The organism is Paraburkholderia flava (genome assembly GCF_004359985.1).
GTDB lineage: Bacteria > Pseudomonadota > Gammaproteobacteria > Burkholderiales > Burkholderiaceae > Paraburkholderia > Paraburkholderia flava.
Genome location: NZ_SMRO01000001.1, coordinates 2,511,847 through 2,534,254 on the forward strand (window position 1 = coordinate 2,511,847; position 22,408 = coordinate 2,534,254).

At 64.7% G+C, this 22,408-nt stretch carries 25 protein-coding genes; 12 read left to right on the top strand and 13 right to left on the bottom strand.

Annotated elements, in window-relative coordinates:
• From E1748_RS11180 to E1748_RS11195, 4 genes are all read right to left on the bottom strand, one after another.
• The gene (locus tag E1748_RS11180) at positions 1–900 is read right to left on the bottom strand and encodes a GNAT family N-acetyltransferase (protein ID WP_133647142.1); all 900 of its coding nucleotides are present in this window, start codon (positions 898–900) and stop codon (positions 1–3) included.
• A gap of 126 nt (positions 901–1,026) precedes the next feature.
• Positions 1,027–2,397: a GntT/GntP/DsdX family permease gene (locus tag E1748_RS11185; protein ID WP_133647143.1), complete on the bottom strand. Its 1,371-nt coding sequence runs from the start codon at positions 2,395–2,397 to the stop codon at positions 1,027–1,029.
• Positions 2,398–2,494: 97 nt separating this feature from the next.
• Positions 2,495–3,619 carry a porin gene (locus tag E1748_RS11190; RefSeq protein WP_133647144.1) on the bottom strand — a complete coding sequence of 375 codons (1,125 nt, stop codon included), beginning with the start codon at positions 3,617–3,619 and terminating at the stop codon, positions 2,495–2,497.
• 151 nt (positions 3,620–3,770) lie between these two features.
• Positions 3,771–4,970 carry an aminotransferase class V-fold PLP-dependent enzyme gene (locus E1748_RS11195; RefSeq protein ID WP_133647145.1) on the bottom strand — a complete coding sequence of 400 codons (1,200 nt, stop codon included), beginning with the start codon at positions 4,968–4,970 and terminating at the stop codon, positions 3,771–3,773.
• 136 nt (positions 4,971–5,106) lie between these two features.
• Here E1748_RS11195 and E1748_RS11200 point away from each other — a divergent pair, with 136 nt between their 5' ends.
• Entirely contained in the window at positions 5,107–5,961 is an 855-nt protein-coding gene (locus E1748_RS11200; RefSeq protein ID WP_133647146.1) for an IclR family transcriptional regulator, read from the top strand.
• A 109-nt stretch (positions 5,962–6,070) separates the two neighbouring features.
• Positions 6,071–6,532, top strand: coding sequence for a RidA family protein (locus E1748_RS11205; RefSeq protein ID WP_133647341.1), 462 nt, complete (start codon positions 6,071–6,073; stop codon positions 6,530–6,532).
• A gap of 170 nt (positions 6,533–6,702) precedes the next feature.
• On the opposite strand, the gene E1748_RS11210 is transcribed toward E1748_RS11205, so the two are convergent.
• Positions 6,703–6,936 (bottom strand): hypothetical protein, encoded by a 234-nt coding sequence (locus E1748_RS11210; protein ID WP_133647147.1) that lies wholly within the window; start codon positions 6,934–6,936, stop codon positions 6,703–6,705.
• A gap of 41 nt (positions 6,937–6,977) precedes the next feature.
• Positions 6,978–7,445, bottom strand: a complete 468-nt coding sequence (locus E1748_RS11215; RefSeq protein WP_133647148.1) for an Lrp/AsnC family transcriptional regulator — start codon at positions 7,443–7,445, stop codon at positions 6,978–6,980.
• Positions 7,446–7,575: 130 nt separating this feature from the next.
• On the opposite strand from E1748_RS11215, the gene E1748_RS11220 reads away from it, so the two are divergent.
• Complete coding sequence (locus E1748_RS11220) at positions 7,576–8,205, top strand: LysE family translocator (protein WP_133647342.1); 630 nt, start codon at positions 7,576–7,578, stop codon at positions 8,203–8,205.
• Between the two features lie 26 nt (positions 8,206–8,231).
• Here E1748_RS11220 and E1748_RS11225 read toward each other — a convergent pair whose 3' ends face one another.
• Positions 8,232–8,405 carry a DUF1289 domain-containing protein gene (locus tag E1748_RS11225; protein ID WP_133647149.1) on the bottom strand — a complete coding sequence of 58 codons (174 nt, stop codon included), beginning with the start codon at positions 8,403–8,405 and terminating at the stop codon, positions 8,232–8,234.
• A gap of 157 nt (positions 8,406–8,562) precedes the next feature.
• On the opposite strand from E1748_RS11225, the gene E1748_RS11230 reads away from it, so the two are divergent.
• Entirely contained in the window at positions 8,563–8,883 is a 321-nt protein-coding gene (locus E1748_RS11230) for a YnfA family protein (RefSeq protein WP_133647150.1), read from the top strand.
• Positions 8,884–8,926: 43 nt separating this feature from the next.
• Here the strand turns inward: E1748_RS11230 and E1748_RS11235 are convergent, their stop codons facing one another.
• Complete coding sequence (locus E1748_RS11235; protein WP_133647151.1) at positions 8,927–9,442, bottom strand: DUF1993 domain-containing protein; 516 nt, start codon at positions 9,440–9,442, stop codon at positions 8,927–8,929.
• A 292-nt stretch (positions 9,443–9,734) separates the two neighbouring features.
• Between E1748_RS11235 and E1748_RS11240 the strand changes: the two genes are divergently transcribed.
• From E1748_RS11240 to E1748_RS11260, 6 genes are all read left to right on the top strand, one after another.
• Positions 9,735–11,297, top strand: a complete 1,563-nt coding sequence (locus E1748_RS11240) for a S53 family peptidase (protein WP_133647152.1) — start codon at positions 9,735–9,737, stop codon at positions 11,295–11,297.
• 132 nt (positions 11,298–11,429) lie between these two features.
• Complete coding sequence (locus E1748_RS11245) at positions 11,430–13,067, top strand: S10 family peptidase (protein ID WP_133647153.1); 1,638 nt, start codon at positions 11,430–11,432, stop codon at positions 13,065–13,067.
• 240 nt (positions 13,068–13,307) lie between these two features.
• A complete protein-coding gene (locus E1748_RS11250) occupies positions 13,308–13,808 on the top strand; it encodes a hypothetical protein (RefSeq protein WP_240766539.1) in 501 nt (166 codons plus the stop codon).
• 64 nt (positions 13,809–13,872) lie between these two features.
• Positions 13,873–14,238 (top strand): hypothetical protein, encoded by a 366-nt coding sequence (locus E1748_RS11255; RefSeq protein WP_133647155.1) that lies wholly within the window; start codon positions 13,873–13,875, stop codon positions 14,236–14,238.
• Positions 14,239–14,366: 128 nt separating this feature from the next.
• Complete coding sequence (locus E1748_RS31455; protein ID WP_166653546.1) at positions 14,367–14,531, top strand: hypothetical protein; 165 nt, start codon at positions 14,367–14,369, stop codon at positions 14,529–14,531.
• Positions 14,528–14,800: an RNA-binding protein gene (locus E1748_RS11260; protein WP_133647156.1), complete on the top strand. Its 273-nt coding sequence runs from the start codon at positions 14,528–14,530 to the stop codon at positions 14,798–14,800. The genes E1748_RS31455 and E1748_RS11260 overlap by 4 nt, the downstream gene beginning before the upstream one ends.
• Before the next feature lie 31 nt (positions 14,801–14,831).
• Here the strand turns inward: E1748_RS11260 and nadE are convergent, their stop codons facing one another.
• From nadE to E1748_RS11280, 4 genes are all read right to left on the bottom strand, one after another.
• Positions 14,832–15,680 carry an ammonia-dependent NAD(+) synthetase gene (gene nadE, locus E1748_RS11265; protein WP_133647157.1) on the bottom strand — a complete coding sequence of 283 codons (849 nt, stop codon included), beginning with the start codon at positions 15,678–15,680 and terminating at the stop codon, positions 14,832–14,834.
• Positions 15,681–15,919: 239 nt separating this feature from the next.
• Positions 15,920–16,798 carry a DMT family transporter gene (locus E1748_RS11270; protein ID WP_133647158.1) on the bottom strand — a complete coding sequence of 293 codons (879 nt, stop codon included), beginning with the start codon at positions 16,796–16,798 and terminating at the stop codon, positions 15,920–15,922.
• A 105-nt stretch (positions 16,799–16,903) separates the two neighbouring features.
• Positions 16,904–17,089: a hypothetical protein gene (locus tag E1748_RS11275; RefSeq protein WP_133647159.1), complete on the bottom strand. Its 186-nt coding sequence runs from the start codon at positions 17,087–17,089 to the stop codon at positions 16,904–16,906.
• Between the two features lie 154 nt (positions 17,090–17,243).
• Positions 17,244–18,809 carry an ABC1 kinase family protein gene (locus tag E1748_RS11280; RefSeq protein ID WP_133647160.1) on the bottom strand — a complete coding sequence of 522 codons (1,566 nt, stop codon included), beginning with the start codon at positions 18,807–18,809 and terminating at the stop codon, positions 17,244–17,246.
• A 218-nt stretch (positions 18,810–19,027) separates the two neighbouring features.
• Between E1748_RS11280 and E1748_RS11285 the strand changes: the two genes are divergently transcribed.
• A complete protein-coding gene (locus E1748_RS11285) occupies positions 19,028–19,783 on the top strand; it encodes a DeoR/GlpR family DNA-binding transcription regulator (RefSeq protein WP_133647161.1) in 756 nt (251 codons plus the stop codon).
• A gap of 38 nt (positions 19,784–19,821) precedes the next feature.
• Here the strand turns inward: E1748_RS11285 and E1748_RS11290 are convergent, their stop codons facing one another.
• Complete coding sequence (locus E1748_RS11290; protein WP_133647343.1) at positions 19,822–20,931, bottom strand: 2-aminoethylphosphonate--pyruvate transaminase; 1,110 nt, start codon at positions 20,929–20,931, stop codon at positions 19,822–19,824.
• 369 nt (positions 20,932–21,300) lie between these two features.
• Between E1748_RS11290 and phnS the strand changes: the two genes are divergently transcribed.
• On the top strand, positions 21,301–22,386 hold the full coding sequence (gene phnS, locus E1748_RS11295) for a 2-aminoethylphosphonate ABC transporter substrate-binding protein (RefSeq protein ID WP_133647162.1): 1,086 nt from the start codon (positions 21,301–21,303) through the stop codon (positions 22,384–22,386).
• Positions 22,387–22,408: the final 22 nt, after the last annotated feature.

Sequence of the window (22,408 nt, forward strand, 5' to 3'; positions counted from 1 at the left end):
TTAGCCGAGCGCCTGGTTGACGATGCCGTACGAGCGGACCGACGGGTCGTCGACGGGTGTGCCGTTGCGCGCCATCTTCACGACGGTGTCGACGCGCGGCAGTCCGATGCCGTCGAGCCAGGCGGACAGACCCGGATGCTCGGGTGTATCGACGCGAATGAACGTGTTGGGATGGGCGGCGAGCCAGTGGGCGATCAGCGCCTGCGCGCGGTGTAGCGTGGGCTCGTTCTTCGCGTTGTCGGCGAGTACGGCGACGGGGCCGATTGCGTACCCGCGACCGAAGCGCCTGAATAGCGAGAAGCCGAGCAGGGCGCCGTCGCGTTCGCGTTCGAGGGCGATGCCTTGTGCGATGTCGAGCAACGGCGGCAGCAGCGCGCTGCGGTCGACGCCGGTGGCTCGCGATGCGAGTTCGATGACGCGTGGCGTATCGGTTGTCTGTAGTGGACGCAGTTGTTCGCCCGGCAGCAGCACGACGGGCGGTGGATTGAAGTTCGCGCCCTGATGCTGATGCAGCAAGCCGATCGCGCGAAAGCCAAGCTTCTCGTAGAGCGGCTGGCCGGCGGGCGTCGCGTGCAGCAGCGTCAAGCGGTTGCCTAGCTTTTCAAGCAACCGGTCCATCAACTGGCGGCCGATGCCCTGGCCCTGGTGGCCCGGTTCGACGATCACCATCCCGACCGATCCCGCCTGCCGTCCGTACTCCCAGCACAGCGCGGTGCCGATCACGCGGTCCGCGCTCACCGCGACGAAGCCGGTCCCCGCATCGAGGACGAAACGCCAGTCGTCGACACGATGCGGCCACGCGAACTGGGTCGACAGTGCATGCGCTGCGGCGATGTCGTCGACGGCGAACGGGCGGTACGTGGTGGGTGCAGCAGAAGAGATGGGTTCGGCGACGGTCACGCGATAGCTCCGGACTGGGTGTTACGCGTGACTGTCGCATCGCATCGGCCGCGCTGGCTAGGACGATCCTTTTGTGATCCTTTTACGATCCTTTTACGAGCCGGCCGGTTTGCGTCGACGATATGTTCAGACCACCGTCGACAACCCCAGCGTCAACACGAGCGCCGAGATCGAGATCACTGTTTCGCAGACGGTCCACGTCTTGAAGGTCTGCGGCACGGTCATGCCGAAGTACTCCTTGACGAGCCAGAAGCCACCGTCGTTCACGTGCGACAGGATCAGCGAGCCCGCGCCGGTCGCGAGCACCAGCAGCTCCGGACGCACCGCAGCGGCGGTGCCCACGGCAGCCGACGCGATCGGCGCGACGATGCCGGCGGCCGTTGCCATCGCGACCGTCGCGGAGCCGGTCGCGACGCGGATCAGCGCGGCGACGAACCATGCGAGCAGCAGCAACGGCATGTGCGCGCCCATCGCGACGTCGACGATCGCTTTCGATGCGCCGCTGTCGATCAGGATGCGTCCGAAGCCCGCGCCCGCGCCGACGACCAGCGTGATGCCCGCAGTCGGTGCAAGACACTCGTTGGTGAACTTGAGGATCGCTTCGCGTCCGAAGCCGCGCGCCGCGCCGAATGTGTAGAAGCTCAGCAGCACCGCAAGCAGTAGCGCCATGTCCGGATGACCGACGAGACGCAGCACGCCGTTCAGCGTCGACTTCGGCGTGGCGATCAGATCGGCCCAGCTGCCGATCAGCATCAGCAGCACCGGCAACAGAACGGTCAGCAGCGTGATGCCGAAACCGGGCAGTGCGCGATCCGCACGTTGCGCGTCCTGCTCGATGAACTGCTGCGCGATCGGATTGACGCCGTCGAGCACGACGAAGCGGCTCGCGAGCTTCGAGAACAGCGGGCCCGCGAGCGCGGCGGTCGGAATGCCGACGATCAACGCGTAGAAAATCGTGTGGCCGATGTCCGCGTTGTACGCGGTGACCGCGAGCAGCGCGGCCGGGTGCGGCGGGATCAACCCGTGCACGACCGACAGCCCCGCGACCATCGGAATGCCGACGCGGATCATCGACGTGCCGGTGCGCTGCGCGACGTTGAACGCGATCGGAATCAGCAGCACGAAGCCGACTTCGAAGAAGACCGGCAGGCCGACCAGGAACGCGATGCACATCATCGCCCAGTGGACGTTCTTCGGACCGAACAGATTGATCAGCGTTTGCGCGATGCGCTCGGCGCCGCCGGATTCGGCCATCATCTTGCCGAGCATCGTGCCGAGCCCGACGACGATCGCGATGTGGCCGAGCGTGCCGCCGACCCCGGTTTCGAACGATTTCAGAATCGATGTCATCGGCATGCCGACCGCGAGGGCCAGCGCAACCGAGACGACCATCAGCGTGATGAACGGATTGACCTTGAAGCGCGCGATCAGTACGACGAGTGCGACGATTGCGATCAGCGCATAGACGAGTAACAGGCTTCCTTGAACAGTCGCCATGGGTGCTCCGGGTGAGGAAGGGGTCGATGTGATACGCGTGCAGGCATCGCATTGCGGATGCGATACCTGCACGCGATCTGGGCAGAAACGCGCTGAATCAGAACTTGTGGCGAATGCCCGCGACCGTCACGAACTGGCCGTTGTTCGACGATGCCTTGCCGATGCCTTCGATCCACGCGTTCGAACCCGACGAGCGCTGGTAGATGCCGTTCAGGTAGAGGTCGGTGGTCTTCGACAGGAAGTATTCGCCGCCGACGCTCAGCTGGTTGTAGTGCGCGTTCGCCGCGGTGGCCGAGCTGCTGTTCTGGCTCGTGTAGATGTAGCCGGCCGACAGCAGCGTCGCGGGCGTCAGTTGATAACGCACGCTCGCTTCGTAGTTCGCGAAGCGCAGGCTGCCGCCCGTCAGCAGATCGAAGCGCGAGTTCGTGTACAGCAACGCGAGCGTCGCCGGGCCGAACACGTACGCGCCGCCGCCGCCCCACACCTGGTTGCGCTTCACGTTGCTGATGATCGACGAGCTGGTGCTGAAGTAGTTGTCCGACGGCGCGGCGCCGGCCGTGTTCGTCGCCGGGCTGTCAACGAGCGAGTACGCGGCGTCGAGGTGCAGCGGTCCGTTGACGTAGTCCGCACCGACGCTCCATGCGCGGTTGTTCGCGAACTGGCCGGCGGTGTTCGAGAACGCGTACATCGCGTTCGCGGTGAAGCCGGAGAACGTCGGCGTCGTGTACTTGACGGCGTTGTTCGTGCGGTACGTGTTGTTCAGGTCGTCGTTGTCGTAGATCGCGTTCGCGTACTGGCTCAATGCGCCGACGCCGTTGATCTGCAGATTCGACAGATAGTCCTGCACGCTGTTGTACTGACGACCCAGCGTGATCGTGCCCGCGCGAGCATTGGTCAACGCGACCCATGCGCTGCGTCCGAACATCCGGCCACCCTGGCCCGATGCGCCCGTCTCGAGGCTGAAGCCGTTTTCAAGCCGGAACGACACCTTGTTGCCGCCGCCCAGATCTTCGGTGCCGGTCAAGCCCCAGCGCGATCCCTGCACGTTGCCCTGCGTGGCCTGATACGCCTTCTGGCCGCCCTGATTGTTCGTGAACGTCAGACCGGCATCGGCGATGCCGTATAGCGTGACGCTGCTTTGCGCCCACGCGGCGTGCGAGCTGATGCCGGCGATACCCGCGATAGCGACGGCGACGGCCGTGTGAAGGATCTTCTTTTGCATGGTGGTTTCCTCAAGTCAAAGGCGAATGCCGGGGGCTGACCGGTTTCGGGTTTTTGCTGCGTGCTTTCTATTGGTAGTAGTACTAATGGTAAAAATCGTGCGCGACTGCGCAGCGGACGCCCGCCGCCGCGTTCAATCGGACATCAGTGAATCAGTCAGGCCAGTTCTTGCGGGCTGCGCCGCGCTTTGCGTCGTGTGCGTGAAACGGTGTGACGACGGGTTCCCGTGCATCGCGTGCGGCATGCAGCTCGGCGAGCAGACGTTCGAGCACGACGTGCTCTTCGCCCGGATGCAGATTGCACGGATCGAGAAAGAAGAAATGCAGCTCGACCTCGTGATCGCGGACGATTACCGGGCGCGCTGCGTCGCGCGGACGGGCGAGCGCATCCGCGAGATCCCATGCGGTGGTTCGTGCTTCACGCGGATCGATCGATACCTTCAGACGGTCGAGCGGATTGCCGGTCGGATCGGGATCGATCTGCGCACGCACGCCGGGGCAGTCGTTCAGCGCTTCTTGCCACAACGTCAGGTAGCCGTGCTCACGCGCGCGTACCGCTGCGTGATCGCGCCGCGCCCACTGCTCGAGCGCGGCGATCGCACCGACGATGCCTTCCTTGCCGACCTTCATCCCGCGACCGATACCGCCGTTCTGGAAATACGCGGCTCGGACCAGCGCCTTACGGCCCGCGACGATGCCGGCTGTCGGGCCGCCGAGAAACTTGTGCGCCGAGTACAGCACGACATCGGCGCCCGCGGCGATGAAACGCTTCAGGTCGTATTCGGATGCCGCATCGACGATCACGGGCACACCCTTCGCGTGCGCGGTTTCGATGAAGGCTTCGAGCGGGATCAGGCCGTAGCCGACGGTGTGATGCGACACGACGAACAGCGCAGCCGTGGTGCGTTCGGTGATTGCGGCGGCGAGTTGATACGCGTGCGCTTCGGTGGCGGCACCGACCGCGATGGCGCGGGCGCCGGCGAGTCGGATCGCCTGGTCGATCGGCGCACCGTAGTTCACGAGGTGGCCGGTTTGCACGACGACTTCGTTCGCGAGGCCCGAGGTATCCGGCATCCGTTCGATCAGACCGGCGTCGTCGCCGGTCATCGTCGCGGCGATCGACAGCGTGATCGCCGCCGAGCAGGATGCGGTAATGTAGCCGCTCTCGCTGCCGCAGGCCTCGGCGATAGCCGCGGATGCATGGCGCTGCAGATCGTCGATCTCGACGAATTGCGGCAGCACGTCCGCGAGCGCATCGATGACCGGTTGCGCAACGATCGACGCGCCGAGACCCGTCATCGTGCCCGACACATTGATGACCGGGCGCAAGCCGAGACGAGAACGGATATCCATGGAACTGCCTCCGCAACGTATTCCGTTTATTCCGTAACTGTGGAATATATGTTGTAATTGCGGATCAGTCTAACATACAATGGTTCCCGGTCAACCGGACAAAAATAGCCAGCACGCATCAGGATCAGAGGACACGATGACACGGACTTCGCCGCCGTCCGCCAAAGACTCAGCAGCCCAGCCGGCCGACCCGGCCGATGCCGCGGAAGCCGCGCCGCGCACGCGTACCAGCGCGATCGAGCGGGCAGTGCAGATTCTCGACGCGCTCCAGGAAGCGGGCCGGCCCGCGACCGCGTACGAGATCGCGCGGCTGGTCGGCGCGCCGCCGTCGACGGTCTATTCGATCATCAACGATCTGGTCGAGCGGAATATGCTCGGCCGCAAAGCCGACGGGACGATCTGGCTCGGTTCGCGTCTCTATGGCTACGGTCTGAGCTACGCGAGTTCGCTCGACTATCTCGGTGTCGCTGGCGAAGAAATGCAGACGTTGTCGGCCGAGGTCGGCGAGACCGTACAGGTGTGCGGGCTGGTCGAAGGGATGATGGTCGTGTTGCAGATGGCCGAAGGGCCAGGCCATTTTCGTGTGACGTCGCGGGTCGGCAGCCGCGTGCCGCTGAACTGGACCGCGTCGGGCCGCTTGCTGGTCGGACATCTGCCGGATGCCGAGCGGGTCGCGTTCTTCCGTCGTTACGCCAAACCTTCGCCGACCGGTCGCGCCGAAACGCGCGCCGACGTGCTCGCGCGCACCGCGCGCGAAGCGCTCGACGCGCGACTGTCGATCCAGATCGGCGAGTCGGATGCGTCGGTTGCGTGTCTTGCATCGCCGGTCGTCGACAACACCGGGACGTGTGTGTTCACGATCTCGATCGTGATGCCCGAAGCAAAAGCCGTGAAGGGCACCGAGCCGTTCGCCGACGCAGTGCGCACGGTTGCCGCGCGGATCGAGGCACGGCTCGGCTGGCAACACCGTTCGTCCGATTTCGCCGCTTGAATGCGGCTACACGTGGCGGCGAGCGGTAACGGTCGTCGTCACTGTTCACCCTTCATCCGATTCCACATCCTGCTCTCCACTCCCTCGCTCAATGGCTTCTCCGCTTTCGATGAACTGCTACGACCGTCTGCGTACGCGCGGCTTTACGCTTCCTCCGGTGCCGGCACCGATCGGTAACTTCACACACTGCACGCGCGAAGGCGACCTGCTGTTTCTGTCGGGACAGGGGCCGCTGAACGAACACGGCGAACTGATGACCGGCAAGGTCGGCGCGACCGTCACGACCGACGATGCGTATCTGCATGCGCAACTCGTCGGTCTGAATCTGCTGTCGGTGTTGCACGATGCACTTGGCGATCTGGGTCGCGTGAAGCGGGTCGTCAAGCTGCTCGGGATGGTCAACGCGACGCCCGAATTCGGCGAGCATCCGCGCGTGATCAACGGCTGCTCGGATCTGTTCGTCGACATCCTCGGTGAAGCGGGGCGGCATGCTCGGTCGGCGGTGGGCGTCGGGTCGCTGCCGCGGAATATCACGGTCGAGATCGAGGCGATCGTCGCTGTGCGGGATTGATGGGTAGTAGGGGTGCTTCGACGCGCGCAGTTTTGCGTGCGAACGCCCAAGCGCAACTAACGGTCTGCCGCGCCGGCCCCCTCGAAATACGCTGCCTGCGCTGCGGATGAGCTAAGGCTGATGTCCGCGTCGCAGGCCAACCGGCGATCAGCCGGCCGCGAATAATCCGCTCAACGCTCGCCGTCAAGCAGCGCGCCGAGTATTTCGTCGAACGCGGCTTGCGCGTCCTCGAGTTCCTGCAGCGCGGCATCGAAGGTCTGCAGTGCGATCTGCGACGGCCGGCCTTCGCCTGCCGGCGGAAACTGCGACTGCAATGCGGTGAATGAGGTTTGGACCTGCTTCGTCGCAGCGACGACGCGCTCCATCGCGCTCGCCTCTTCGGCTCGTGCCTGTTCTGGGTTCATCTCAACTCCATCAGTAAATGTTCGCGCCACTATGCCACGTCTCAGGTGATCGGCAGACCCGTGTCCGCCTTCACTTCGCGTAGCGACAGCGACGATTCGACCGACGTCACGCCCGGCAGACCGCGCAACTGGTCGCGCATGAACGTACCGTAGTCGTCGAGATCGCGTGCCACGACCTGCAGCACGTAGTCCGCGCTGCCCGACACGTTGTGGCACGACAGGATGCGCGGAATCGCGAGCACTTCGCGTTCGAAACGCGTGGCGACCTCGCGGTCGTGGACCGCGAAGCGCACGAGCACGAACGACACGACGCCATAGCCCAGCGTCCGGCGTGACAGCATCGCGCGATAGCGCTCGATATAGCCGTCGGTTTCGAGTCTTTTGAGGCGCCGCGCGCACGGCGTTTCGCTGAGTCCAACGGCTTCGGCGAGCCGCGCGTTGGACATGCGGCCATCGGTCTGGACCGCGGCGAGGATCGCGCGGTCGACTTTGTCGAGGTCGGTGGTCATGAGGGGAATCATGGTGTAAGTGACGAAATGGTAGTGCATTCCGCCATGATGTGCTGGCCGCTGTCTGGAATTCGCCAGCAATCGCTCAGTGTCTCGACGCATCATGGAACCTCTTCAACGCGAGGTTTCCATGGTGTCCACTCATCTGCTGATCGTCTATGTTGCCGCGCTGGCCGTCGTCTACGCGGTGCCCGGACCGGACATGGCGCTGATCCTGCAAACGGGGATCGGGCAGGGCGTCCGCACCGGCTTTGCCGCTGCCGGCGGTCTCGCGATTTCGCGGGCCACGCACGTCACGCTGTCCGCGTGCGGTGTCGCCGCGTTGATGCGCAGCGCACCGTGGCTCTACGAAGCAGTGCGTTACGGCGGCGCGGTTTATCTCGCGTGGATCGCGGTGCAGATTTTCCGTTCTCCGATCTTCAGTCTGCCGGACGGCGACGCACCCCGTGCGCTGTCGAAGCCGCTGCGGACCGCATTCGTCAAAGGGCTGTTGACCAACCTGCTGAATCCGAAGGCGCTGCTTTTCTGTTCGGTGCTGCTGCCGCAATTCGTGCGGCCGGAAGCGGGGCCGGTCGCGTTGCAGATGCTGACGCTGGGCGGCGTGCTGGTTGCCGTCGGTGCATGCTTCGACGCGGCGTATGCGACGGGCGCGTCGCGCATCGCGGCGTGGGTACGCGCGCATCCGCTCGCGCAGACGGTGCAGCGCTGGACGTTCTCTGCGGCGTTGATCGGGTTTGCGGTGCGTCTGTCGCTCGACTGAGATTCAACTGAGCGCAGTGATGACGACTACCGGTCGAGCTTGGCCTCCCGGCGCGGCCGGTCGTCGATGATCTTTTTGCGGTGCTTGTCCTTCATTTTCTTCCAGCTTTTGCACTCGTCGCGAGTGCGCAGGCAGCCGAGGCACAGACCGGTTTTGTCGTCGAACTTGCAAATGTCGACACAGGGAGATTTGATGCTCATCGGACGCTCGGCCCCATAGATTCATTGATCGCGAGCTGCGACTGTCGCACGGCGTCGCGCAGACGCGCCAAGCGATTGTGCCAATGAACGCAATAGGGGGACTGCTCGTGCAAGCGTGCCGTTCAGGTAACCTGCAGGCTTTCCCTTTGCGCCGATCATGCAGACGCTCCTGCTCTACGTCGTTACCGCCGTCGCCGAAATCATCGGTTGCTATCTGCCGTGGCGCTGGCTTAAGGACGGCGGGTCTGTCTGGCTGCTCGTTCCCGCCGCAGTGAGCCTCGCGGTGTTCGCATGGCTGTTGACGCTGCACGGCGCGGCAGCCGGTCGCGTCTATGCGGCGTATGGCGGCGTCTATATCGCGGTGGCGATCGTGTGGCTGTGGGCCGTCGAGCAGATTCGCCCGACGGTGTGGGACTTTGCCGGCGCAGCGGTCACGCTGGTCGGCATGAGCATCATCGCGTTCCAGCCGCGCGGCTGACCCGACGTTGCTGTCGGGCCCGGCCGCGCATGCCGTGCTGCGATTACTTCCCGTTCCGCATCCCGAGGTAATCGAGCTTGCCGAGTTCTACGCCGTTGTGACGGAGGATGTCGTACGAAGTCGTCAGGTGGAAGTAGAAGTTAGGCAGCGCAAAATTCAGCAGGTAGTCGAGCCCCGTGAATTCGACCGGGCCGACGCGCATCTTCAGCACGATCTGGCGTTCTTCCGAACCGTCGATCTGCGCCGCAGTGAATTCCTTCAGGTACGAAACCGTCTTGTCGATACGGGCGATCAGTTCGTCGAACGTCGATTCGACGTCGTCGAACTTCGGCGCTTCGGTAGCGGCGAGGCGCGATGCGCAGCCCTTCGCGGTGTCGGTGATGATGTGGATCTGCCGCGCGAGGGGCAGCATGTCGGGGAAGAGGCGCGCGCCGGTCAGCGCGACGGGTTCGATCTGCTTTTCTGCTGCATGCGCCTGCGCTTTGCCGAGAATAACTTTCAGATTGGTGAGGCCGCGGACCAGTGCGGGCACCGATGCTTGATACATCGAAATTGACATGGAGAATTCCTCGATTCTTCGATCGGGTTCGCGCCGTGGCGCGAGGATGCGAACGTAACGGCAGGATCGCCGCTGCAGCATCATAGCGTCATCGACGGAAACGGGTACGTCGTCCATTTGGCCGGTACCGCGACGCCCGGAACTGTGTTTGAATGGATTTGTCCGACGGCTTGACGCAGTTCCTGAAACGAAGGCCCGGTGCGGGTGTAGACGGAAGCCAGCCGTCTGTTTGCGGGTCCCGCCGGGTCCAACGCATGGCCCACGCGGCCACGCACGAAGGAGAGTCGAAACCATGGCCAAACATCCGTTGCCAGGAAGCGAGAAGGGCTTTGCGCAGGGTTCGAAGGTCGTCGGGCATTGCAATCCGGCGGAACGTATCGAGGTCGTCGTGATGCTGCGCCGCCAGGGCGAGCAGCAGTTCGATCAGCTGGTTCATAAAATCGCGTCGGGCGATCCTTCCGCACAACCGCTGTCGCGCGAGTCGTTCGCAAAACAGTTCGGTGCGTCGCCTGACGACGTCGCGCGACTGAAAGCCTTCGCGCAGCAACACGGCCTCACTGTCACACGCGAAGACCCTGCTGCCTGCATGGTGGTACTCGGCGGCACCGTCGCGCAGTTCCAGGGCGCTTTCGACGTCACGCTGCAACATTACGAACATCATTCGATCGGCGAGTATCGCGGCCGCTCGGGCCCGATCAACGTGCCCGACGATCTGCACGGCGTGGTCACGGCCGTGCTCGGGCTCGACAATCGGCCGCAGGCGCGGCCGCATTTCCGTATCCGTCCGCCGTTCAAGCCGGCGAGCGGCCGTCAGCAGGTGTCGTACACGCCGCTGCAACTCGCGTCGCTGTATCAGTTTCCGCAGGGCGACGGCAGCGGCGAGTGCATCGGCATCATCGAGCTGGGCGGCGGCTATCGCACGGCCGATCTGAAGTCGTATTTCTCGAGCCTCGGTGTGCCCGAGCCAACGGTCGTGTCGGTCGGCGTCGATCAGGGCTCGAACCAGCCGAGCGGAGATCCGAGCGGCCCCGACGGCGAAGTCACGCTCGACATCGAGATCGCGGGCGCGATTGCGCCCGGTGCGACGATCGCGGTCTACTTCACGACGAACAGCGACGCCGGCTTCATCGACGCGGTGAGTCGCGCGGTCCACGATACGACGCACAAGCCGTCGGTGATCTCGATCAGTTGGGGCGGTCCCGAAACCTTGTGGACCGCGCAGTCGCAAAAGGCATTCAACAGCGTGTTGCAGGCTGCGGCGGCCGTCGGCGTGACAGTGTGTGCGGCATCCGGCGACAGCGGTTCGAGCGACGGCGTCAGCGACGGCGCCGATCACGTCGACTTCCCCGCATCGAGCCCGTACGTACTCGCGTGCGGCGGCACGACGCTGCAGGCCTCGGGCACGGCCATCACGCACGAGGCGGTGTGGAACGACGGCGCATCCGGTGGTGCGGGCGGTGGCGGCGTCAGCAGCGCGTTCCCGGTGCCGACCTGGCAGGAAGGGTTGTCGGCTGCGACGACCGGCGGCGGCAAGGTGGCGCTGAAAGGGCGCGGCGTGCCCGACGTCGCAGGCGACGCATCGCCGGTGACCGGTTACGACGTGGTGATCGACGGCACGACGACGGTGGTCGGGGGCACGAGCGCGGTTGCGCCGTTGTGGGCCGCGCTGATCGCGCGCATCAACGCGATCAAGGGCAAACCGGTCGGCTTCGTGAACCCGAAGCTGTATCAGGCGGCAAGTGCGTTCAACGATATTACGCAGGGCAACAACGGCAGTTTCGCTGCGTCGCCGGGATGGGACGCGTGTACGGGGCTTGGCAGCCCCAATGGCCAGAAAATCGCAGCAGCGCTGTAGGCGGCCGGCCGCGCGCGGGTTCGCCCGCGCGTCGCGCATGCCGTTGCGGGACATCGCGTCGTCCGGTGTCGTACGTGCAGCCCGGATGGCGTCATACAACGATACGACGTTAACGAATCCGATGGAGCGATCATGACGAACCCCGATTCAGCTTCCGGCAGTGCGCAGTCGACTCACAATTCCCATGCTCCCAGCACCGCGCATCGTGCGGGCGACCAGCCGTTCTTCGATCCCGTCGCGTACGGCAACGGGCCCGACGATGCCGTCACCGATGCAACCGAAAACGCCGCGATCACGAAACACTCCGTCGTGATCGGCGGCAAGAAGATCGCGTACACCGCGACGGCGGGGCATCTCGTCACCGTCGATTCGAGCAGCTCGCTGCCGAGCGCGAAGATGTTCTACGTCGCGTTCACGCAGGACAACCAGAAAGAGGAAACCCGGCCGGTTACGTTTTTCTATAACGGCGGGCCGGGGTCGTCGTCGGTGTTCGTGCTGCTGGGATCGTTCGCGCCACGGCGCATCAAGACGTCGATGCCGGGATTCACGCCGCCTGCGCCGTACCAGATGGAGGACAACGGCGACAGCCTGCTCGACCGCAGCGATCTCGTCTTTATCAATCCGGTCGGCACCGGCTATTCGGCGGCGATCGCGCCGAACAAGAACCGCAATTTCTGGGGCGTCGATCAGGACGCGGATTCGATCAAGCAGTTCATCAAACGCTTCCTGACGAAGAACAACCGCTGGAATTCGCCGAAGTATCTGTACGGCGAGTCGTATGGCACCGCGCGCAGCTGCGTGCTCGCGTACAAGCTGCATGAGGACGGCGTCGACCTGAACGGCATCACGTTGCAGTCGTCGATTCTCGACTACACGCAGTCGGGCAATCCGGTCGGCGCGCTACCGACGGCCGCCGCCGACGCATGGTTCCACCGGAAGCTCGGCATTGCGCCGACGCCGACCGACCTCGGCACGTTCGCCGAGGAAGTCGCGCAGTTCGCGCGCACGGACTACCTCGCGGCGCTGCGCAAGTTCCCGACCACCGACAACGCGATCGTCGAGAAGCTCAGCGAATACACCGGCATCGACAAGACGACGCTGATCGCGTGGAGCCTCGACATCGCTGCGTACGACAGTCGCGGCAATTCGCTATTCCTCACGACGCTGCTGAAGTCGAAGGGGCTCGCGCTCGGTTCGTACGACGGTCGCGTCACGGCGATCGAAACCGGCATCGCGGGCCAGGTCGATCCGAACTCCGGCGGCAACGACCCGACGATGACGGCGGTGACCGGCGTCTACACGACGATGTGGAATACGTATCTGAACGAGCAGCTCAAGTTCACATCGAACTCGTCGTTCACCGACCTCAACGATCAGGCGTTCGCGAACTGGGACTTCGGTCATATCGATCCGACCGGCGCACAGAAGGGACTCGACGCACAGGGCAACATCGTGCTGTACACCGCCGGCGATCTCGCGGCGGTGATGGCGCTCAACGTCGATCTGAAAGTACTGTCGGCGAACGGCTTTTACGACTTTGTGACGCCGTTCTATCAGACCGTGATCGATCTGCAGCAGATGCCGCTCGTCAGCGATCAGATCCGGCAGAACCTGTCCGCGCGTTTTTATCCGTCGGGCCATATGGTCTATCTCGACGGTCCATCGAGAACCGCGCTGAAAGCCGATGTCGCGAAGATGTACGACACCACCTCGTCGAATACTGCGGCGGTTAGCCGCATCCGCGCATTGCAGGCACGCAGGGCCGGGTAGTGGAGCCGTCCGTGTAACTCGAAATGCTCGCGGGCAGCAGGCCATTCGATGCCGCTCGCGGGCCACGGTTTTCCCGCGTCGATAATGAATGTGTTTTAATTGGTCTGCGAAAAATCCTCGCGCTACAGAACGGCGCGCCGACTGATGAACGCAGCAATACCGGTTACGCGTCGCGTTTTGCGACGTTTCGCTTCTCTCGCTCGAGCAGGTTGCATGGACGCTGCGTCGCAGCGTTTCGTCATGCGCGCGGTTCGCTTCTGTGCGGTCATAGCGCTCGGCATACATGTCGTCGTGGCGCGCGCACAGACGCCGGCGATGCTCGACGATCGGGTCACGCAGCATTCGGTTGCGGAGACGATCTGTCGTCCGGGCTATGCGGACACCGTGGCGCCCCCGCTCGACGAACTGATGGAACACAAGGACCGCTTGCTCGCGGCACGCGGCATCGATGCCGACGACGGCGGCGGTTACGCACTCGACCGGCGCGTGCCGATCGTGCTGGGCGGTTCGCCCGATGCGCCGGCGAATCTCGGCCTGCTGCCGTGGGCCGGTCACCACGGCGAGCGCCGCAAGGAACTGCTGACCGCGAAACTTAAGCGCTGCGTGTGCATGGGCAAGATCAGCCTGAGCGAAGCGCAGACCGCGATCGCCGGCAACTGGTCGTCCTGGTATCAGGGCTTCGCCGATACATCGTGCGACGTAAGCCGCGTCGATATCGCGACCAGCGACAGCGCACCTTGACCGGTATTGGCGTACTCCGGCGTGCCGTGATCGTTTCGCGCCGGCCTCATTGATGGAGAACGACATGACCCCGTTACCTTTACGTACTTTCGCGTGGATGTCCGCGATCGGATGCCTGCTGGCCAGCGCATCGGCGTTCGCCGATCCGCCCGCACACTGCCGCGTCGGCGCGGATATGCTGCGGATTCGCGGCGACGTGCCGGCCGCGATCAGCTTCGATGTGTACCAGCAATTGCAGCCGGTGAACGCGTCCCGGCTCGCGCTGTTTCAGGACGCCGGCGAAGTGAAGCGATTACACGACGGCTTGACGGTCTGCGAAATCGCCGACGACGGCGTCGACGATCCGTCCGCCGTGCTCGTGCATGTGCCGCGCGGCAAGATGGCCTGGTGGGTCAGCGCGGCCAGCGTGCAGCCGGTCGACGCGGATTGATTTCACGCGAGCATCGCAGCACGCAGCAGATTGCCGCATCGCTTTCGGGTACAAATCTGGCTATGCTTGAGCGGTACGTGAGTTGCATGTAACCCGCACGTGAACGAAATATCGACTGGAGGTGAAAGATGATGGTGACGACCCTTGCGATGTTCGTTGCGCTCGGCGTACTCGGCGCGGCAGGCGCTGTGCTGATGCGCCGGCTCGCCGACGAGGCCGCCCGCCGCAGCCGCCTTCAACCGGTGCGCGTCCGCGTCACCGACCCGCGTGCCGCACGGCAGCCACGTTTATGAACGTGCGCATCTGGAACATCCCGGAATCGTGCTCCGAGCAGGAGGTGCGCGACTTCCTGCAACACGAGCTCGGCCACTACGCGAAAGAGATCGCCGTGTACGACGCGGGCACGCCCGCGGTCTACGCGACCGTCGAACTCAACGCGGAGCAGCCGTACATCGCCGACGTGATCGCGCAGCAGTTGCACGGCAAGCATCTTGCCGGCGTCGCATTGCAGGTGAGCGCCGCGCCGTTCGGCGACGAGCCGGACGCCGCACGCGATCACTGATCACTGACGCGATCGCGCACGGCGCACGCCGTTACTCGGTCGGCCAGTCGAACGGCGTGTACGGCAGCGCGCGTTTATGGCGCGTCGCGTCGTAGAAGCGCAGCACGATGTCCGCGACTTCATCGGTGACGGGCTTGTCTTCGAGAAAATTGTCGATGTCGTCGTAGCTGATGCCGTACGCGTCTTCGTCGGGCCGCTGCGGACGCAGCATCTCCAGATCGGCGGTCGGCACCTTGTGCACGAGTTCATCCGCCGCACCCAGTTCACGCGCCAGTGCGCGCACTCTCCGCTTGTTCAGGCCCGTCAGCGGCAGCACGTCGGCGCCGCCGTCGCCGAACTTCGTGAAGAACCCCATGACCGATTCAGCCGCATGGTCGGTGCCGATCACGACGCCGACCCGCGCGCTCGCGACTGCGTACTGCGCGATCATCCGCTGGCGCGCCTTGATGTTGCCGTGTACGAAATCCTGCTGTGCGTGATCGGCGAAGTGCGTGCCGCTGGCCGTGAGTGCGGCGAGCATCGCATCGGCAGCGGGCTTCACGTCGACGGCGAGATTTTCGTCGGCACGGATGAACGCGAGCGATCGCTGTGCGTCCGCTTCGTCGTGCTGCTGGCCGTACGGCAAACGCATCGCGACGAAGCGCGCGTCATAACCGCCGGAGCGTAGCCGTTCGACTGCGAGTTGCGCGAGCCGGCCGGCCGTCGTCGAGTCGATGCCGCCGCTGATGCCCAGCACGTAGGTCTTCAGGCCGCTCGTGCGCAGATAGTTCGCGAGGAACGTCACGCGGCGCTCGATCTCCTGTGCCGCGTTGAACGTCGCGGCGACGTGCATTTCGGCGGCGATCCGCTGCTGGCGGGCGGCGCGTTCTGATTGGGTCATCGGCTCTTCTCCGTGAAACCGGTTGGGGCACGGCATGTGCGTGTCACATTGTACGGATCGCGCGCGCGATGAGGTGTCGACGTTGCTGACGGGCTTCAGGCAATGCGCGAGCGATCACGTAGAGACCGCTACGGCCGCGCGAGCCCCCCTCCATGAGCGCCGCTCCGAAACCCGCTATCTGTAGAGGCAACAGCGTTTCACCGAATTCAGGCAGTGCGCGAGCGATTACGTCCCGACCGCTACGACCGCGCGAGCCACACGCCCACAAGCGCCGCGCCGAACCCCGCGATCTGCAGAGGCAATAGCGTTTCGCCGAAGCCGACGTAGCCCTCGAGCGCGGCGAGCGGCGGCGCGAGAAACAGCAGCGCCGTCGCGCGCGACGCGTCGCCGCGCCGGACCATCCACACGAGCAGCGTCACGCTGACGCCCGACAGCATCACGACGCCCCACGCCAGCGATGCCCACAACTGTATCGACGGCACCCATCGATGTTCGCCAAGCGCGAACACCAGCAACGCGGCGACGATGGCTGCTCCGAGGTTCTGCACCGCGCTTGCGCTGCGTAGATCGGCGGCGGCGAGCGAGGTCTTTTGATACAGCGTGCCGGCGGTGATCGCGCCGATCGCGAGCAGCGAGATCGCGATGACCAGCCACGGCGGCGCTGCACCATGCACAGCCGCCGACGGCGCGCTCGCCGCTACAAGCTTCGGTTCGAGCACCAGCACGACACCGACGAGTCCTAACGCCATCCCGGCCCAGCCGCGCCTCGACAGTCGTTCGCCGAACAGCGGTGCGGCGAGCGCCGCGGTCAGCAGCGGCTGCAATGCGCCGAGCAGCGCCATCACACCCGCGCTGACACCCTGCGCGACGGCCCAGTAGCCGGCACCCAGATAGACGCCTTGCAGCAGCGCGCCGGCAAACAGATGCTTGCCGAGATCGCGTCCGGTCGGCCACGTGACGCGCGCCGCGAGCGCGGCGATCGCGAACAGCACGGCGGTGCCGCTGAAGCGCGCGAGCAGAAAGAGATTGGGATCGGCAAACGGCGTGATCGCACGCGCGACGACGAAGCCGCTCGACCACAGGACGACGAAGACGGCAGCAGTAACGGAAACAAGCATCGGCAGACAGGCCCGAAGTGACCAGGCGAATAGAGCTAACGAGGCAGCAGTATCACGCCGTCGGTAGGCATCGGTCTTGTTCGGTTCTGCACTGGAGCAATGGGGCTAGTCGAGCGAGAACGTATCGAGCGGCTGGTTGGCGGCGGCGTGTCCGGCGAGACGCGCGTCGAGCTGTGCATGCAGGCGGCGCGCTTCGTCGAGTGTCAGGTCGATCCAGTACGGGTCGCCTGCGCTGTCGTTGAGCCGTTGCGGCGGGAACTGGATTTCCAGCACGATGCCTTTCCTGTACATCCGATGTCGCTCCTCTACATGACGAGCGGGCAGTGTAGCAACGACATGCGGTGGGATTCGCTAGCGAGCGGAAATGCTGTCGTTCCTGATCGAAGCTTGACTGCGCGCGTACCGAAACGAAACCGCACGCGTACCCCACGTGAAACACGGGCCCTCAACGCACCGCAAGCATCGCCCACGCACCAAGCACCCCGCCGCAAATAGCACACGCCCACAGCAGTATCCGCGTGCGCCGGTACTCGCGCCCAATGTCCGCGAGCAGTTGCCGTTGCTGGCGCGACGCATGCCGGTCGTGCTGCTGTTGCAGATAGCGTGCGGCAAGTTGTGGAATACGCGGCATCGTCTGCGCGAGATGCGGCAGTTCGTGCGACAGACGCCGCAACCAGCCGCGATGACCGAGATCGCGTCGCGCGATGTCCGCGAGCACCGTGCGCGCGATGTGCCACGTGTTGACACCCGGATGTAGCGTGCGCGCGAGCGCTTCGGCTTCTTCGAACGCGCGCTGCGCCGCTGCGAGCCGTGGCGAGACGCCGCCGTCGAACGGCTGCACCGCATGCAGCAGATGATGAAACAGCTCGCCGGCAGACCGCTCGTGCGGATGCAAGGCGAAATGCGCTTCGCTACGCGTGCGCAGTTCGGCTTCCAGCATTTCGGTGCGGGTCGTGTGCGGTACGTGTCCTGCCTCGCGATGCAGGTCCGCGAGACGGCCGTAGTCCTGCTCGAAGAGCGCGGTGGCGCCGTGCACGAAGAACGCGCGCTCATCGGAGGAGAGGCTCGACATCCGCGCGAAATCCGCGAGCACGATGCGGCCGAGCGTGTCGGGCTCGATGCTGACACGCACGCGTCGCGCGTCGAGTGCCGCGTGAAAGAAGCCGTGCTCGAACGCCTGCTGTGCGACCACCTCGACGAGATGCGTCGCGAGCCGCGCGAGATTCACGCGATGTTCGGCGAGCCCGGTGAGATCGATCGCAGGCAGCGATTCGACGTGCCGCAGTGCGAGCGTGTGATCGGTACACAGGTCCCAGATCACGTCGGGGATCACGAGTCGGTCATCGCCGGCGAAATGATGACCGGTCTGGCTCAGGTTCGCGGCTTCCGCGCGCAGGTCGAAGCGCCGCAGCAGGTCGTCGCAGAACGCGTTGGCGAGCGAGCGCACCTGCAGGCTTCGTGCGGCGCCGGACACCCGTTCGATCCAGCGCGCGGCCCAGCGCAGCAGCGCGGCGTCGTCGCCGAGCTGGCGTAACTGCGCGGTGCGCACGAGCTTGATCGACACGTCGCGATGACTACCCGCAGGCTCGGTCGCCGAGACCGCGAGACGGGCGGTGTGAATCTGTTCGGCGAAACCGTTCTGCGCGGGCACGAGATCGATCGACTCGAAGACCGCGGACAACGGTCGCCCGAATGCGGCAGCCAGCGAGAACTCGACGGCCTGCGGCGGCAGCGGCTCCTCGAGATGCGCGACGGCGTCGAAGGCGTCGTGCAGCGTGCCGGCGGCGAGTTCGGGATGCTCGGCCAGCGACTGCGCGAACGCCGCCGCAATCGGCCCGAGCTGCGGCAGCGCGCGCTGCAGGCCGGCCGGACTGCCGGCCTCGTGCATGCGACTGACCAGCGTCGCGATCCAGTGCAGCTTGTGATCGCGCGGCGCGGCGCGCCACAGCAATCGCGCGCCGTAGCGGAGCAGGTGAAACAGCAGGACAAGGCGGCGAAACAGTGACGGCATCGGTGGAGCGGCTTGACGACGTGGTGGCGGGGTGGCGTGGCGGCAGATGGATCGGTGCCCGGGCGCTCAGGTTAGCAGGAACCTCGGCTGACGGCACATTGCGGTCTGTCGCGTAATACAATACGGCGACTAACTGAAGAATTCGCGGAGCATTCGCGAAGCATTCGAAGAACTTACACGCGCGCTGACGCGCCCCGGCCCGACGCCTCGCCACCAAGATGCTCGCTGAACAACGTCATCAATACATTTTGTCGCAAGTTGCCAGGAACGGCGCATTGTCCGTGGCGGAACTCGTTCGCGAACTGAACGTGTCGCGCGAAACGATCCGGCGCGATCTCAACGCGCTGGCGAGTCGCGGGCTGATCGTCACGACGCACGGCGGTGCGCTGTCGAGCGATCGGCGCGAGCCGGACCTCGACGTGCGCGAGGCCGCCAATGCGGGCGCGAAGCGGGCGATCGGCGAGCGCGCGGCACAGCTGGTGCCGGACGGTGCATCGATCGTGATCGATTCGGGCAGTACGACCCAGGCGGTTGCGCGGGCGTTGACCGATCGTCACCGGCTGTCGGTCTACACGAACGACTGGCGCATCGCGCTGCTGCTCGGACGACGCAACGACAACCACGTGACGCTGCTCGGCGGCGAACTGTCGGACAACGAGGACGCGACCTTCGGCCTCGACACCGTGCAGCAGCTCACGCAATACCACGCGGATTTCGCGATCGTCGGTGCGGGCGGCATCTCGCCGGACGCATGGCTGACCGACTACACGCGGCTGGCCGCCGAAGTGCGCAGCCGGATGATCGCCGCCGCCGATACCGTGGTCGTCGTCGCGGACAACTCGAAGTTCGGCCGCGTGACGCCGGTGCGCATCAACGGCTTCGAAAGCGCGCGCTTCGTCGTCACCGAGCTGGCGCCGGACCGGGCGCTCGGCAAGGCGATCGCGGCGCGCGGGCCCGAGTTGCTGATCGCCTGAGCGCGTCGAACATCAGCGTTCGCAGCGCTCTCGCGCAATCAGCGCACCTTCACCCCCAGCGCCACCAGCACCCGACCCACCGCCGCGACCGCGTTATGCAGCTCGTTCGAATCGATTGCGCCGATGCAGCCGACGCGAAACGTCTCCACCTGCGTGAGCTTCCCTGGGTACAGCACGTAGCCGGCGTCGCGCACGGCCGCATAGAAGTTCGCGAAGTTCCACGCCGGATCGCGCGGCGCATGGAACGTGACGATCACCGGCGCCTGCACCTCCGGCTTCAGGAATGGTTCGAGCCCGAGTCCCTTCATCCCTTCGATCAGCGTCGCGCAGTTGCGTGCGTAGCGCGCGCCGCGCGCGGGCTGGCCGCCTTCGGCCGCGAACTGATCGAGCGCGTTGCGCAGCGCCGCGAGCACATGCGTCGGCGGCGTGAAACGCCACTGCGTGGTCTTCTTCATGTACGCGTACTGGTCGTACAGATCGAGCGCGAGCGACGGCGAGCGGCCCTCGCAGGTTTCGAGCAGCGCGCGTTTCACGATCACGAAGCCCATGCCCGGCACGCCTTCGAGACATTTCCCGCTCGCCGAGATCAATGCATCAATGCCGCCGTTGCGCAGATCGATCGGCAGCGCGCCGAACGAACTCATCGCGTCGACGATCAGCCGTTTGCCATGCCGTTGACACACCGCGGCGATTTCATCGAGAGGATTCAGCAGGCCGGCGCTGGTCTCGAGATGCACCTGCGCGACGTGCGTGATGCGCGGGTCGCTGTTGAACGCATCCTCGATCGCGGCGGCGTCGACCGGTTCGTCCTCGTGCAGTGCGAGCTCGACGTACGCGATGCCGAGCCGCTGCAGGATCCGGACGATGCGCGCGCAGTACGCGCCGTTGTTCGGCACCAGCACGCGACCGTCGCGCGGCACGAGCGTACCGAGCGCAGCCTCGACCGAAAACGTGCCGCTACCCTGCAGCGGCACACAGACGTAGTCATGCTGCCCATGTACGATTTCGACGAGATCCGCGCAGACGCTCTGGGTCATGCGGTTGAAGGCGGTGTCCCACGAGCCCCAGTCGCGCAGCATCGCTTCGCGCGTCGCGGGCGAAGTCGTCAGAGGTCCTGGGGTCAGCAGGACAGGATCGTTTCCGAGTATCACAAGACCTCCCTTCGTCAATTCCTGGATGCACTTCCGTGCAGTGAGTGGCTGGAATATGGGTTTGCATATTATTGGCGAATTGTGTCATTTTTTGGAAATCATGAAAATAGTCATGTCGCTGTCACCAAAATCTGTGATTCTTGCCGGGCCCGTTCCGGTAAGGCTGCAGAGCGGGTGGCGCGTCGGCATCAGTCGTAACCTGGAAGTCCGGCAGATCGACGTCGCGCCGTTTTGCAGGCAATCTGCAACCCGGCTGCAAGGCTGGATAACGTATAGGCGCGTACCGGCGCGACGCTACCGCCGTTCAATCACAACAGGTCAGGGTTTTCCCGGCCGTATGGTTTTTCCGTTTTCGGAGAGAGCGACATGACAAAGACGAATTCCCACCACGCGATTACCGGCTTCGCCCGCAAACTGCTGCCGGCCCTCGTGGCGGCGGCTGCATTCGGCGCACTGCCGGCGCATGCGGCCGACACGGTCGTGCTGTACACGGCCGACGGTCTCGAGAATCTGTACAAGGATGTACTGCCGGCCTTCGAAAAGAAGGAAGGCGTGAAGGTGGCGATCGTCACCGCCGGCAGCGGCGAAGTGGTGAACCGCGCGACGATCGAAAAGGATTCGCCGAAGGCCGACGTCCTCGTCACGCTGCCGCCGTTCATCCAGCAGGCCGACCAGGCCGGTTTGCTGCAGGCGTATCAGAGCGCGAACTACAAGAACGTGCCGGCGATCGCGAAGGACGCGAACGGCGCGTGGGCGACCTTCGTCAACAACTACTTCTCGTTCGCGATCAATCCGGAAGTGGTGAAGACCCAGCCGAAGACATTCGCCGATCTGCTGCATCCCGACTACAGCGGCAAGATCGCTTACTCGAATCCGGCCACGGCCGGTGACGGGATGGCCGTGATCATCCTGACGACGTCGCTGATGGGCGAAGACAAGGCGTTCGATTATCTGAAGAAGCTTGAGCAGAGCGCGAAGTTCCACACGAAGGGCACGGGCTATCTCGACGTGCTGCTGTCGCGTAACGAAATCTCGCTCGCGAACGGCGATCTGCAGATGGATCTCGACGATGCAGCGAACGGCGGCCTGACGCTCAAGCCGGTGTTCCTCGCAGCCGCTCCCGGCGGCCAGCCGACGACGTTCCAGCTGCCGTACGCAATCGGCCTGCTGAAGAACGGTCCGAACCCGGCCGAAGGCAAGAAGCTGATCGATTACCTGATGTCGACCGACGTGCAGTCGAAGGTGCCGGACATCTTTGGTATCCCGGGTCGTACGGACGTGCCGCTCGCTGGCAAGAACGGCGCGGCTGTGAAGCAGGCGATCGCCGGCGTGAAGCTGATCCCGGTCGACTGGAACCAGGTGATGACGAAGAAGGCGGACTGGACCGCGCGCTGGAAGAACGACGTGATCGGCAATTCGGGCAAGCAGCTCGAAGTCGTGAAGCCGAAGTAAGCATCGCATCACAACTCGTTCC